Source organism: Tengunoibacter tsumagoiensis, assembly GCF_003967535.1.
Lineage (GTDB): Bacteria > Chloroflexota > Ktedonobacteria > Ktedonobacterales > Ktedonobacteraceae > Tengunoibacter > Tengunoibacter tsumagoiensis.
The window spans coordinates 4,337,671-4,351,888 of record NZ_BIFR01000001.1; the positions used below are offsets into that span (position 1 = coordinate 4,337,671).

General features: G+C 50.2%; 12 protein-coding genes. 9 read left to right on the top strand and 3 right to left on the bottom strand.

Going from position 1 to position 14,218, the window contains the following annotated elements; translation table 11 throughout:
- Positions 1–169: 169 nt before the first annotated feature.
- A complete protein-coding gene (locus EL628_RS17015) occupies positions 170–2,269 on the top strand; it encodes a beta-galactosidase (protein WP_126581113.1) in 2,100 nt (699 codons plus the stop codon).
- Between the two features lie 124 nt (positions 2,270–2,393).
- Here EL628_RS17015 and EL628_RS17020 read toward each other — a convergent pair whose 3' ends face one another.
- Positions 2,394–4,928 carry a virginiamycin B lyase family protein gene (locus EL628_RS17020; RefSeq protein WP_126581114.1) on the bottom strand — a complete coding sequence of 845 codons (2,535 nt, stop codon included), beginning with the start codon at positions 4,926–4,928 and terminating at the stop codon, positions 2,394–2,396.
- A 482-nt stretch (positions 4,929–5,410) separates the two neighbouring features.
- Here EL628_RS17020 and EL628_RS17025 point away from each other — a divergent pair, with 482 nt between their 5' ends.
- The 8 genes from EL628_RS17025 (at position 5,411) to ureG (ending at position 12,600) form a co-directional block, all read left to right on the top strand.
- Positions 5,411–6,424, top strand: a complete 1,014-nt coding sequence (locus tag EL628_RS17025) for a hypothetical protein (protein WP_126581115.1) — start codon at positions 5,411–5,413, stop codon at positions 6,422–6,424.
- Positions 6,425–6,604: 180 nt separating this feature from the next.
- Complete coding sequence (locus tag EL628_RS17030; protein ID WP_126581116.1) at positions 6,605–7,315, top strand: urease accessory protein UreF; 711 nt, start codon at positions 6,605–6,607, stop codon at positions 7,313–7,315.
- A 70-nt stretch (positions 7,316–7,385) separates the two neighbouring features.
- Positions 7,386–8,285: an urease accessory protein UreD gene (locus EL628_RS17035; protein ID WP_126581117.1), complete on the top strand. Its 900-nt coding sequence runs from the start codon at positions 7,386–7,388 to the stop codon at positions 8,283–8,285.
- 34 nt (positions 8,286–8,319) lie between these two features.
- On the top strand, positions 8,320–8,622 hold the full coding sequence (locus EL628_RS17040; RefSeq protein WP_126581118.1) for an urease subunit gamma: 303 nt from the start codon (positions 8,320–8,322) through the stop codon (positions 8,620–8,622).
- A 17-nt stretch (positions 8,623–8,639) separates the two neighbouring features.
- Positions 8,640–8,954 carry an urease subunit beta gene (locus EL628_RS17045; protein WP_126581119.1) on the top strand — a complete coding sequence of 105 codons (315 nt, stop codon included), beginning with the start codon at positions 8,640–8,642 and terminating at the stop codon, positions 8,952–8,954.
- A gap of 167 nt (positions 8,955–9,121) precedes the next feature.
- The gene (locus tag EL628_RS17050; protein WP_161975561.1) at positions 9,122–9,667 is read left to right on the top strand and encodes a GNAT family N-acetyltransferase; all 546 of its coding nucleotides are present in this window, start codon (positions 9,122–9,124) and stop codon (positions 9,665–9,667) included.
- A gap of 294 nt (positions 9,668–9,961) precedes the next feature.
- Positions 9,962–11,671: an urease subunit alpha gene (gene ureC / locus EL628_RS17055; protein WP_126581121.1), complete on the top strand. Its 1,710-nt coding sequence runs from the start codon at positions 9,962–9,964 to the stop codon at positions 11,669–11,671.
- A 206-nt stretch (positions 11,672–11,877) separates the two neighbouring features.
- A complete protein-coding gene (gene ureG / locus EL628_RS17060; protein ID WP_126581122.1) occupies positions 11,878–12,600 on the top strand; it encodes an urease accessory protein UreG in 723 nt (240 codons plus the stop codon).
- Positions 12,601–12,757: 157 nt separating this feature from the next.
- On the opposite strand, the gene EL628_RS17065 is transcribed toward ureG, so the two are convergent.
- The gene (locus EL628_RS17065; protein ID WP_126581123.1) at positions 12,758–13,159 is read right to left on the bottom strand and encodes an ankyrin repeat domain-containing protein; all 402 of its coding nucleotides are present in this window, start codon (positions 13,157–13,159) and stop codon (positions 12,758–12,760) included.
- A gap of 99 nt (positions 13,160–13,258) precedes the next feature.
- Positions 13,259–14,161: a helix-turn-helix transcriptional regulator gene (locus EL628_RS17070; RefSeq protein ID WP_126581124.1), complete on the bottom strand. Its 903-nt coding sequence runs from the start codon at positions 14,159–14,161 to the stop codon at positions 13,259–13,261.
- Positions 14,162–14,218: the final 57 nt, after the last annotated feature.

A 14,218-nucleotide genomic window follows, 5' to 3' on the forward strand; every position in this document is an offset into this window, starting at 1 on the left:
GGGCTCTCCCCTCTCCATCCCCAAAAATGCTCATTCGCTCATAGCAAAATACCCCTTCTTTATGGTATGGTTAAGAAAGAGAATTCATCTACGATGAGCTCCGTTTCCTGCAACGATGAGAACTTCAATCATTGCATTTAAAATAGCCAGAATTGAGGATTATATATCTATGGCGATATCTCCTATTAGCTATGACTCACGCGCTATTCTTATTCATGGCGAAAGAACTCTCCTCCTCAGCGGGGCCATTCATTATCCCCGCAGCACTCCAACTATGTGGCCAGAATTGATGAAACGCAGCAAAGAGGCTGGCTTAAATACAATTGAGACATATGTCTTCTGGAACCTCCATGAAGTCCAGGAAGGACAGTTCGATTTCTCGGATCGGCTGAACCTGTATCACTTCTGCGAATTGGCACAGGAACATGGCCTGCATGTTATTCTCCGTATTGGACCGTATATCTGTGCAGAGACCAACTATGGCGGCTTCCCTGCCTGGTTACGCGAGGTGCCCGAGATTCAGATGCGTACATACAATCAGCCTTTTATGCAAGCGATGGAACGCTGGGTACGCTTTCTGGTCAATTATGTACGCCCTCTCTTTGCCGATCAAGGTGGCCCGATTATTCTTGCTCAGTTAGAAAATGAATATAATCTGATTGGGGCTCGCTATGGAGATGAAGGCAAACGCTACCTCCAATGGGTCTCTGATCTGGGCGCTGATCTGCAACTTGGAGTACCGCTCATTATGTGTGTCGGGGCTGCTCAGGGAGCCATTGAAACCATGAACGGCTTCTATAGTCATGATCAGATTGAAGATCATTTTGCCAAACATCCTGATCAGCCGGCTATATGGACGGAGAACTGGCCTGGCTGGTATGATACCTTCAGTCATCCCCATCACGTTCGCACACCAGAAGATGTCGCCTATGGGGTCGCTCGCTTTATCGCTGCTGGAGGCACTGGTGTCAACTACTATATGTGGCATGGAGGGACGAACTTTGGCCGCGAAAGTATGTATCTCCAGACTACGAGCTACGACTTTACAGCTCCACTCAACGAGTTTGGCGATCATACAACCAAAAGTCGGCACCTCGGACGCCTGCATGAACTTCTTTACAGCTATAGTTCCCTACTTCTTACAGAAGAACAGCCTGCCCAATACACATTAGGAGAGCTTCAACGCGCCTATGTGTATGGAGAGAATGCAGATGCATTGGTATTCCTCTGTAATGATAACTTTGAAGAGGCACCTGTAGCATGGGCACAGACAACCTATACGCTTCCCCCACGTTCTGTGTTGATACTCTCAAAAGGCCAGCAGATCTTCCACAGCGCTGAGATCAAGGCTGAAGATCGGGTCGAACAGACATTTAACATTGAACCTCAAGCCATTTCACATATCAGCTGGTGCGCAGAGCCACGACCTCAACATTGGCCTGAAACGTTACAGCAGCCACTGGTAAGCACAACGCCCATAGAACAGCTCACCTACACGCATGATCAAACAGATTATTGCTGGTATACAACGGACCTCTTTGTCTCTGTCGATCAGACCGGCCCTGGCACGCTCACACTGACCGGGGTTGCGGATGTGGTGCATGTTTTCGTCAACGGTGAGCTCCAGGCAACGACACAAACACCTCTGACTGAAGATCGGGGAGCTCTGGATGGCCCTCATTTTACACAGACCTTTACCTTTACGTTGGAGCCTGGACACCATAAACTTGAGCTCCTGTGCTGCTCTCTCGGCTTAATTAAAGGAGATTGGATGATCGATGCCAATATGGTCGAGGAACGCAAAGGTCTCTGGGGCAATGCTCGCTGGAATGGTCGGACGCTAGAAGGACCCTGGAGCATTCAGCCTGGTCTGGCTGGCGAGCAAACAGCTCTCTTTGGAGCTGGCGCAACGTTAGCCACATGGGAAGATGCTGGCCCGAAAGCTATTGCAAGCCCACTCTACTGGTGGAAGATTGCCTTCACAAGACCTACCACAGAGGGCGCACTGGTAGTGGATCTCACAGGAATGCGCAAAGGTCTCGCCTGGCTGAATGGTCGCTGCATTGGTCGCTACTGGCTGGTTGCTGGTAATGCACCTGCCAACCTGTGGCACAAAAACATCATTCTGACCGAAAGCTCGGAGGAGCCCAGTCAGCGCTATTATCACCTGCCAGCCGAGTGGCTCCAGGAACAGAATACACTGGTGCTCTTTGAAGAACTTGGAGGAAATCCTGCATCTGTAACCATTAATTCAATCGAGTACAAATAGGCTCTACAGCGACCACCACAATTTACCGTAAACGGAGAATGCGCACTATTCTGAGATCTATCTCCAAATAGTGCGCACTCTCGTTCAATGCCGCGCTGGCATGCCAGGTACCTGATAAGGGCTTCTAAGGCTGAATTTTTCCAACTTTATGTGTATAGTTCTCAGTAAACCAGATGGCTCCATTCCCATCCACGGTCAGATCCTGAGGACGGCTATTAGCCGTTGGTGCTGTATACTCAGTGATACTTTCTGGTTGGGTTGGATCAAAGCTTGCAATCTGATTCGTCGCTGGCAGTACAAACCAGAAACGTCCAGATGGTGTAAGGATCAGACTTCCAGGACGGCCTTTAGACGATGGAATCGCAGATCCGCTTATAGTTCCGGTCTGAACATCTAAACGCCCAACCTGATTAGGGCCCTGCTCAACAAACCAGACCTGGCTCCCATCAGCACTCACTGCAATTCCCGATGGTTGGGCAGTAGTACTTGCCAGAGGATAGGTCGTAAATGTGCCATCGGAGGCAAGACGACCAATGTTCCCCAGCCGATGCTCGCTAAACCAGACATTATGATGTACATCGACAACGATCTTCTGGGCCCCACTATTCGGCGTGGGAATAGGATACTCTTGAATAACACCCGAAATGGTCACAACTCCAATCTGATTCGCATCATGTTCAACAAACCAGACCTGACCATTTGAATCCATCGCAATGCCTTCGGGAGCGCTTCTAGCTGTTGGAATTGAAAGCTCAGTCAAGGTGGTGGTGGCAATGACAAAATGTCCAATCTGACTGGCCCCCCTCTCAGTAAACCACAGATCCCCATGCAGGCCTGCTACCAGAGAATCGGGCAGACTACCACCAGTCGGAATGGCATATGTCTTGATAGAACCGTCATCTGGATTTACACGCCCCAACCTGTTTGAGAGAGGATCCAGGTACCATATTCCACCATCAGAACCATACGCGATTCCAGATAAACGCCCGCTCCCCTTAGGAAGCTGATATTCATGCAAGGTGGGTGGTGGCGTCGGGCCAGGGGTTGGACTAGGAGTCGCTGTCGCCATTGGGCTGGGAGTTGGGCTGGGAGTCGCTGTCGGTGTTGGAGCCGCCGAAACAGAGATCGTAGTAGTAACAATATTATTCACCGGGTTGCGATCGCCAATACTGGCTACTGATGCTGTATCAGTCAATATGGGAATAGCATCCACAGTTACGGTTCCAACAATAGTAATCCCTGGCAGAATCGTACCTGCTCTGATAGGCGTGGTTCCAAGATAGGTAGCAACCACAAACGAAGGGCTGGTAGAAGCATTGACTGTCACGACCCAATCGCTCGTTGTAGAACTGACATTCACATCTGTTAAACCAACAGGAATACTATCCGTCACGATAATAGCATTGTTTGCTGGCACCAATCCGCTCACATTGAGGACCGTCAGGGTGTAGCTTATGCTATCTCCCACCACAGCACTGGCTCCTCCCGCGTTACTATTACTAATCGCCAGATCAAAGGCAGGTGGTGGCGTCACAGATGGACTGGGAATTGGAGTCGGGATCGTCGTAGCTGTTGCCGTTGGACTTGGGGTCTCCGTCGCTGTTGCTGTTGGACTTGGCGTTGCTGTTGCTGTTGGACTGGGAATCTCTGTTGCTGTTGCTGTTGGGCTGGGAATCTCTGTTGCCGTTGCCGTTGGACTTGGGGTCTCCGTCGCGGTTGCTGTTGGACTGGGAATCTCCGTTGCTGTTGCTGTCGGACTTGGGATCTCCGTTGCCGTTGCTGTTGGACTTGGGGTCTCTGTTGCCGTTGCTGTCGGACTTGGGATCTCCGTTGCCGTTGCCGTTGGACTTGGCGTTGCCGTAGCTGTTGCCGTTGCCGTTGCCGTTGCCGTTGGAAACGCATTAAGCGTCACATGATACGTACCTGGTATACATGGAGTCGAAGCTTGTACATAATTTGAGCCCCCACCCCAGATAAAAGCCGCATTTCCCACACCATCAGTTGTAAGAGTTACTTGACTTTCGCTCCTATTAATACTTGTCTGGCAAGTAAAATCATCCTTAAGAACATAGCTGCTATAAGCAGATAGCCCTTGCAGGGTAATAGTGCTCACAAAACTCCCGGTTGCACTGTTAGTCACGACAGCAGGCCTGATCTGCAATTTTGGCTCCTTACTGCGTGCAGGTTTCAGTACTGTAAAGTTTGTCTGGTAAGATGTATGTCCAGCACTTGCCGTCACAACAATAGTACCCGGTAGACAAGGGGTTACGCCATCTCCACCAGTAATGCTATACGCAAAATTCCCCAGGATATCCGTACGGACACGCGTTCGTGCACTATTGATGGAGTCTTTACACGTATGATTCGTGTCTTTTAGTTGATACAAAGTATAAGGCAGAAGGCCCTGTCCATAAAGAGTGGTCACAAATTGCCCGCTGGTACTCTCGATAGTCTGACCAGGATTGACTATAATGAGAGGAACTTTCGCAGTTGCAGCAGCTTTGAGCACAAATTTTTGGCTCAGTGGTAAGCTAGCTGACGCTACATCGTCTCGAGAAGGGCTGGCCTGAAGCGCTTGAAGGCTCCCAAAGAGAGACAAAAAAACGCTTAATAACATGGCAAACACTAAACTTACACGCCAGATAACCCTATATTTCATACGCACCTCTACACTTCATGCTACTTCACACGGCAAAACAATAAAGAGTTTGCATTTTGCTCCGCTCTTTCTTTATGAATAAAGAAGGCTTCAAGTGATAGATGGCCACTGCTAGCCATGCCAACAGATAGTATTGTGAAGAATCTGGTTCTTCTGAAGATGATCGGTCACAACATCTTCGCAATCCCTACCTTCTTTACCAAAGTAAGTATATGTAACCCATTGTTATGACATATATCTATATTTTTATAAATATTTGTGCTTTAAAACATTGAAATCACGTAAAAACGATGAATAATATGCTTTTATTTATGACATATTCTGCTAAGAAATTTCTACTTCTTTCTACGAATGGTTTTTTATATGTAAATTGCTACAATATAGAACAGGATATCTCCCATACAGAAAAAACATCTGCCAGACATCTAAAAAGTGTTTTTGGATAAATTTTCATAGCAAATCAACCACAAAGGGACAAAAGGATGACCGTTAATCGCAGACTTTTCTTAAAGATTGCTGGGGCTGCAAGCATGGCGGAGGCCTTGCTTGCGACAGAACCGCTAACTGCTACTCTGGCCCATCGCCAGACGAATGCTGTACCGTTATCAATTGAACAGTATCACACGCTTGTGCTCTATCAACGGCAATATGGAGAGGCGACCGTCTACACTATTGCCTCTAGCGCCAGGCTCGCTCATGGCCCGTTTGTGCGCACTGCCTCCTACCATGGCTGGAGTACCAGTTGGGATCAAGCCGTTCGCCTCCAACTTAATCAGAAGACAGGAGAAGAGGGGGTGCTGTTCTATGATCGTACTCATGGGGTGATTGCGCTCTATCAACTTACTGCCGAGGGAAAGCTCAATGCGATCAGAAATGATGCGGGTTGGGCAAAAACCTGGGATATCTTTCTCCCTGTCTTTCCAGGCCATAATAATAAGCAGTGTATCCTGAGTTACGATCGCAGTTATGGCTATGCTGAACTCCATCAGATTACGAGCGATCTTCAGGTAAAGCTTCAAAAAGGCTATCAGCTAGGAACGGGATGGGATCAGATTCTAGCAATGGAGACTGATTCAGCGGGACTTCTCTTTTATAGCCGCGCTCAAAGTCTGGCTCGCTTCTACAGTATGGATGAGAGCGGCTATCTCTCATTGAAGCACGACTACCCCTTCGATACACAATGGGATCTCCTGCTCAGCGGTGCATTTGGGGCAAGTACAAAACAGAGCCTGCTCTGTTATAGTCAGAAGGCTGGCGAGCTCAGGCATTATGCAGTTGAACATAATGGCAGGCTCACTCTACTTGCAAATGTGACCGGCTTACATCACGATTGGCGAACGATTCTGGCCGGAGGCTTTACCAGTAATCAGGGTGATCAGATCCTCTGCTATGATCAACAGCGTTCAGAATTGCAACTCTATCCTTTGCCTCCAGCAGATAATATTCAATTAAATCCTCTGGCCCGGCTGGGCATTCATGCGGATCTTCTTCTCTAACCAGACAGAAGAAGAAGCTGTCCTGTCTCCGCGAAGACAATCCTACAAACAGTTGAGACCGTCAGACCAAATGATGATGGCCGAGAGCATGACGGCCATCCTCTATTTGTCTTTTTTCTCGGCTTATGGTAAGCTGCATGTACGCCATCAATTATTGCCCGAGAAGAAGGAACAAAGCTCATGCAAGGTTCTCTCCAGCTTGATTATCTCGCCTTCCTGCGCCTTGCTCAGTTGGCGGATAGCGCCCTTCCCATTGGCTCAACGGCGCACTCCTTTGGCCTGGAATCGCTGGTGGCTGAAGGCTATCTCACTGTAGAGACGCTCGAGGCATTTCTACAAGAATCGCTCTTAGAGGCTGGCCTGCTTGAAAGCTGCTTCTGTCGCCAGTCCCATCATTTGAGCGACCACGAGCAGTCAGCAAACTTTAGCACACAGTGGGTTGTCCTGAATGATCGCATGAGTGCCCTCAAGACAGCTCGCGAGAGCCGAACCGCCAGCGCAACGCTGGGCCGGCGCTTCCTTCAACTGGTGCGCACGCTGGAAGATGATCCACTTTTAGCGATGGCACAGCAGGCCGCAAAAGAACAAAGAGCTGAGCTCCATTATAGTATCGTTTTTGGGCTTGTTGGTGGTATACTGGGAGTAGATGCCGCAACAACTGTGCTCGCTTTCCTCCATCAATCTCTACTCGCTCAGGTATCAGCCTGCCAACGGCTGCTTCCTCTGGGACAAAGCCAGGCCAGTGCCATACTCTGGCGTCTCAAACCCGTTCTTCTTGAGGTAAGCGAAAGAAGTGAGCAGTATGCTGAAAAGAGCGTTGTATTCACTCCGCTCATTGATACAGCCAGTATGCGCCATCCCCAACTGACCACGCGACTCTTTATCAGTTAGACTCTGCCCTTACCGCAGGCAGGAAATCCACAACGATAACCCGTACGATAACCCGTAAAGGTAGCGAGTATTGAAGCAGACCATCACGACAATTCCGGCTCTCGCAGAGGCGTCTCAACCACAGGTGCTCGGGCGCTTAGTTCTTAGCTTCCGCCAGGAGCCTGATACACAACGAACACAGCTCATACGCACCGAACAGCAGCCACCACTCAAAGTCGTACGTGCCTTTCCCCTCCCGTTGGGAGGTGTGCTCCTCCATCTCCATAATCTTTCAGGTGGAGTCTTAGGAGGTGATCTCCTGGAGCTCTCGCTTGAAGTACAGCCTCGAGCTGACGTTCAAGTGACGACGACGAGCGCGACACGCATCTATCGCAGCCGGCCCGCCATGCCTCCGGCTATTCAACGCACTCAGATAGTGGTTCGGGAGGGTGGCCGGCTAGAGTATCTGCCCGATATGCTGATTCCTTTTGCGGGATCGCGCTATCAGCAATATACAACGATTCAGTTAGAGCAGAATGCTGGCCTCTTCTGGTGGGAGATTATTGCTCCTGGTCGGACCGCTCATGGCGAGCTCTTCGCCTATGAGGAGCTGACCAATCACTTTACCATCTCTGCCCTCAATCGACCCATCGCCAGCGAACATTTTCAGCTACAACCAGCCAGACAACGTATGGGCTCTTCCGCCAGACTTGGCCCCTATACCTACAGTTGTAGCTTCTACCTCTGCCGCGTTGGACTTGAGCCTCAGCGCTGGCTTGCCTTAGAGCGCTCACTGGGGAGGCTTGCTCAAGAACTGAGCCAACCAGCAGAAAGTCTCTGGGGTGTCAGCACGCTTGTGTCTCACGGGCTGGTTGTGCGAGGCCTGAGCAATAAAGGCCGTGATCTGGCTCCTGGCCTTTTACGTTTCTGGCAAGAAGCAAAATTAGAGCTCTATGGAGAGGAGGCGATTCTGCCCCGCAAGGTTTATTAGTACACTATTTAGCTACGATGCAGGAGGTTTCCCTATGTATTTGACAGCACGCGAACAAGAAAAATTGCTGATCTTTGTCGCTGCCGAACTGGCTCGTAAGCGACAGGCTCGTGGACTTCAGCTCAATTACCCCGAAGCCATCGCTATTTTAACCGCCGAGATCATGGAGGCGGCTCGCGATGGCAAAAGTGTCGCCGATATCATGAGCTTCGGCACGACGATTCTGACACGAGCTGATGTAATGGAAGGGATTGCGGAGATGATTCACGAGGTGCAAGTCGAAGCGACTTTTCCCGATGGAACAAAACTGGTTACCGTTCATGATCCCATTCAATAAGAAGGAGGGCACTGCTTATGAAACCAGGCGAATATCTCCTTGATGCTGCGGCTGGCCCAATTATCGCTAATGCTGGACGCCCAACAACGACGCTCTTAGTAAAACATACCGGCGACCGCCCGGTTCAGGTCGGGAGCCACTATCACTTCTTTGAGGTCAATACTGCCTTGAGCTTCGAACGGCAGCAAGCATATGGAAAACGTCTAAATATTGCTGCGGGTACAGCAGTCCGCTTTGAGCCAGGTGAAGAAAAAGAAGTGACGCTGGTTCCCTTTGCTGGCGCGCGCATCATCTATGGACATCAGGGAAAGGTCAATGGAGAGCTCAAATAGCTGGTCTCAACCCTTTGACAGGCTGAGGTTTAAGACACCTCTCCTGGAGAAGCCTATATTGAATGATTCCATAGAATGATTCCATAGAATGATTCCATACATCATGTTCAATCGCTGGATCATACAGCGCTTGCCTTAGCCAGCTCATGCTAAAAGGAGGCTCTCGCTTGCATCTACAAACCAGGCGTCTTATCGTACGCGAGTTTACGATGGCCGATCTATCCGCTATCTATCACTATGAATCGCAGCCGGAGTTTGCCCGTTACCTCAGCTATGGGCCCTGGACGCTGGAGGAATGCCATGAAGATCTCGCTTTTCATGTGACCCATCAACACGAGCCGGGACGGATATTTTATCATCTGGCCATTGTCTTATCGGAGCGGCTCATTGGTTGGTGTGGGCTAAAAATTATGCAGCAAGATGCTCGAGAGGCTGAGCTCGGCTATGGTATCCATCCTTCTTTCTGGCAACATGGGTATGCAACCGAGGCTGCACAGGCGATGATCGCTGAGGGGTTTACAACGCTCAACATGCATCGCATCTTTGCTACCTGCGATCCGCGCAACCAGGGATCAGAGCATGTCTTACAAAAGCTGGGAATGCAGAAGGAGGGACACTTTCGCGAGCATAAATGGAACAAAGGAGCATGGAAAGATAGCCTCTACTATTCCATCCTGGAACAGGAATGGAGGCTCAGAATTGAAACACTCTGACCCTCGATGAGAAACAGCCCCCCGGAGATACTACCAGCTGAACTGATAGTATCTCCGGGGGGGCAATGTGTCAGCCCTTTCCTTGGTCTGGCCAGATATCTGTTTTCATAGTCAAAACAACCATGTGATCTCGCCGACTCCTACAGGGCAGGCTCGTTTCACAGTATACTAGAGAGAGATTCCCACCACAAAACGAAATAGCGGTGAGATTGGACATCCTCTGTCTGACAATGCGTTTCTGATGATCGCAAGGCTCTGTCAATCCTACCATTATCACTAAAGAGGGCAACACGTATGAGTTTATCTATCCCCCGCCAGACGTATGCCGATCTCTATGGACCGACAACAGGTGATCGCGTCCGTCTGGCCGATACCGAATTAATTATTGAGGTTGAGAAGGACTTTACTATTTACGGCGATGAGATTACTTTTGGTGGCGGCAAGGTGATCCGTGATGGTATGGGACAGAGTAGCCGCTCTACTTCTGCGCTCGATCTGGTGATTACCAACGCTCTGATCCTGGATCATTGGGGGATTGTCAAAGGCGATATTGGGATCAAACATGGTCGCATTGTCAAGGTTGGCAAAGCTGGCAATCCCGATACGATGGAAGGGGTCGATCCCGCTCTGATTGTGGGGGCAAGCACTGAGGTTATTGCTGGCGAAAATCTCATTGTGACCGCTGGCGGCATTGATAGCCATATTCACTTTATTGCACCACAACAGATCTATGAGGCGATGTCAAATGGAATCACGACGATGATCGGAGGTGGGACGGGGCCAGCGACGGGCACCAATGCGACGACCTGTACGCCAGGAGTCTGGAATATGGCGCGCATGCTACAATCCGCCGAGGCATGGCCAGTGAACTTTGGCTTCCTGGGCAAAGGAAATGCCTCTACTCGTGAGCCGCTGGCCGAGCAGATTCGCGCTGGTGCCTGTGGCCTCAAATTACACGAGGACTGGGGAACCACACCCGCCGCAATCGATATCTGCCTCAAGGCCGCAGATGAGTATGATGTGCAGGTTGCCATCCATACCGATACAATCAATGAAGCAGGCTTTGTGGAAGATACGATCGCGGCGATCGCTGGTCGCACCATCCATACCTATCATACCGAAGGGGCTGGTGGTGGCCATGCGCCCGATATCATCAGGATCGCCTCGTTCCCCAATATTCTTCCGTCTTCGACAAATCCAACACGCCCCTATACCGTGAATACCATTGCGGAGCACCTGGATATGTTGATGGTCTGCCACCATCTGAATTCCCAGGTACCTGAAGATGTCGCTTTTGCAGAGAGCCGAATCCGACCAGAGACGATTGCAGCCGAGGATATTTTGCACGATCTTGGCGTCTTTAGCATGATCTCTAGTGATTCCCAGGCGATGGGACGCGTTGGCGAGGTCGTCACGCGAACGTGGCAGACGGCCCATAAGATGAAGGTCCAGCGCGGTCCTCTCGCCGAGGATTCAACCCGCAATGATAATCTTCGTGCCAGACGCTATATAGCCAAATATACGATCAATCCTGCCATTACCCATGGGATCGCAGAACATGTCGGCTCCATCGAGCCCGGCAAACTGGCGGATCTCGTGCTCTGGCGGCCCGCTTTCTTTGGCACCAAACCAGAGATGATTGTCAAGGGAGGCTTGATCTCCTGGAGCGCGATGGGCGATGCCAATGCCTCCATTCCAACTCCTCAACCAATCCTTTATCGTCCGATGTTTGGCTCCTTTGGTCGTGCAACCGCTGCTACCAGCGTGACCTTTGTCTCTCAGGCCTCGCTCGAGGCTGAGGTGCCTGCTCAGTTGGGACTCCAGAAGCAGGCGGTCGCTGTACAGGCCTGTCGTTCGATTGGCAAGGCTCAGATGATCCACAATTCTGCTACCCCCAACATTGAGGTCGATCCCGAGACCTATGAGGTGCGTGCAGATGGTGAGCTCTTGACCTGCGAACCTGCAACGGTCCTCCCCATGGCTCAGAAATATTTTCTCTTTTAAAGAGATGCACAGGAAAACCTGGGAGGACAAGAGCTACGCTTCTGTTCTCCCTCTGGAGACATGAAAAACGTCAGATCCTATCGAAAAGATCCTGCCCTTTCGCAGTGAAGAAAGATATACTATAACCATGTGTCTGATGTTCGATGGATTGAAGCGTGCTCAAGGATTGTATCTACGTTCAACACTTTATTGGAAGGGATTGATGTATGGTTGAAAATACGGTGAATACGGTAACGCGGGCTTTCCGCGTTGGGATCGCTGGCCCCGTAGGGAGTGGCAAGACGGCTCTGGTTGATCGTCTCAGCAAACGGCTTTATCCCCGCTATAATCTGGCGGTGGTGACCAATGATATCTATACCACTGAAGATGCTGAGTTTCTTTTGCGGCAGGGAACGCTTCCCCAGGAACGTGTACGGGGAGTGGAGACTGGTGGCTGTCCACATGCCGCGATTCGTGAAGATGCCTCTATGAATCTTGAAGCAATTGCAGATCTAGAGGACAGTCTGCCCGATCTGCAGTTAATCTTTGTGGAGAGTGGTGGGGATAATTTAGCGGCGGCCTTTAGCCCTGAACTGGTGGATGTCTCGATCTATGTAATTGATGTCTCAGGGGGAGATAAGATTCCTCGCAAAGGCGGGCCTGGCATTATTCGCTCCGATCTGCTTCTGATTAATAAAATCGATCTGGCCCCTTATGTGGGAGCCTCGTTAGAGGTAATGGAGCGCGATGCCCGCTCACAGCGTGGTGAACGGCCCTTTCTCTTTACGAATCTGAAAAATGAGTCCGGCCTCGATCAGGTTATTAGCTGGTTAGAGGGCTATCTCCAGGCCCCCGAAACGAAACGCCGCACGCTGATCGATGCACATGCTCCCTATGTAGGACACCCTCATAGCCACGAACATAGCCAGACAGGGCATCATCACCATTAGATCACTCGAAATCTCCCCGTCACAACATACTGCCCTGCTGGTCGATGTCGCCAAAAAAGCAAAAAAAAGGCAAGACAGATATGCTGTCTTGCCTCAGCCCTTTGGACGGCTCACCAGGGTGAGGATCTTGCTTGAGCTCTTCGAGGGATGCAAACGATTAAAGCTGGCTCTGCCCCTGCAACCATTCAACCACATGAATGGCTTCATCGCCTCCGGCCTGGGCATGGCTCAAGAGAGAGATTCCATGTGGACCACGCCAAGCGCGAGCTTCTGGAAATGTCTGGATAATGGATTGGACAATCGCTAATTTTCCCAGCATTGCAGCCGCAAAAATATCCAGGCGAGCCCCTCTTATGAGCAGTTCATGCGCAATATCTTTCCGACCCATATGTGAAGCAGCTCCAAGGGCCGTCTCCCAATCACCTCCGCCCCAATCCCAGGCTGCGTTAATGAGGGCTGGCTCTTGATCGAGTAGCTCGAGGACACGCTCAAGGCCACCATGGGCATTACCAACAAATTCATGCACTAATTCTGGAGAGAGGGCAATTTTATTCTCCATTCACTGGCTCCTTCACATTCTTGATCTTCTTACCAAAACGGCCATTATCTGCCATTGGCACCAGTATAGCGAGAAACCAGAGCACAGACTTCTCAAAAATCACTTTTTTTGTGTTCGATACATCCTGGGAGAAGCGCCCGTCTTCTGTTGAAAATACCAGCTAAATGAGCTCAGGCTCTCGAACCCCAGGCTAAAGCAGATCTCAGTCACGGATTGCTCTGTGTCTCGCAAGAGCTGCTGCGCACACTCCAGTCGCTTGCGCAAGATATATTGATGGGGAGTCACATGAAAGAGCTGTTTAAACATCCGCAAAAAATGGTTGGGAGAGAGCTCGGCAACGGCTGCTATTTCATCAAGGGTAATGGACGTTGTATACAGAGCTTCAATAAAATCATGCGCTCGATAGAGCCGACGGTAGAGCTCTTCTCGCGTGGCAATTCGGATAGCTGGAAGCTGCTCAAGCTCCCGATAGAGGGATAAATGAACGTGTAGAAGCCCCTGCATCAGGCGATGAAGCTGCTCAGAGAGCCACAATGAAGTGAAAGTTTCGCTCTGAACAGCCGCCCGTAATTGAAAAAGAACCGGTGAGACAAGATGATCGTGAGGATAGGTCCGTTCAAAGAAGTGCAGCAGAGAACTCGCGTCAGCACCGGGCCGATCCAGCAACGAAGCAGCTGACAGTATATGGCTCCGATAGATCTCTTCGGCAAAGCCCGGCTCAAAAAAGATACAGAAGGATTCAATTGGCTCAAGTGCCTCGATGGCAATGGTATAGGGCTGCTGATGATTGAGAATAAGATAAGAACAATCATCGACCGCATAATATCCTTTGCCCAGAGTATACAGTGCCCGACCCGAAAAAAAGGTCTTGATCGAGAGGGATGACTGCCCCTCCCAATAATAAAAAGGGGCTTTCTCATGCAAAATATAGGTAGAATGAGAGCTCTGTTTAGATAACACACTCATCTGTGGTAAGGATTGTGGACGAGGCCGAATAATCATTTTAAAAAAAATCTTTCCCCCAGGGTTCCGCTCAAGAGGAAAAAGCCATCCCTCTCT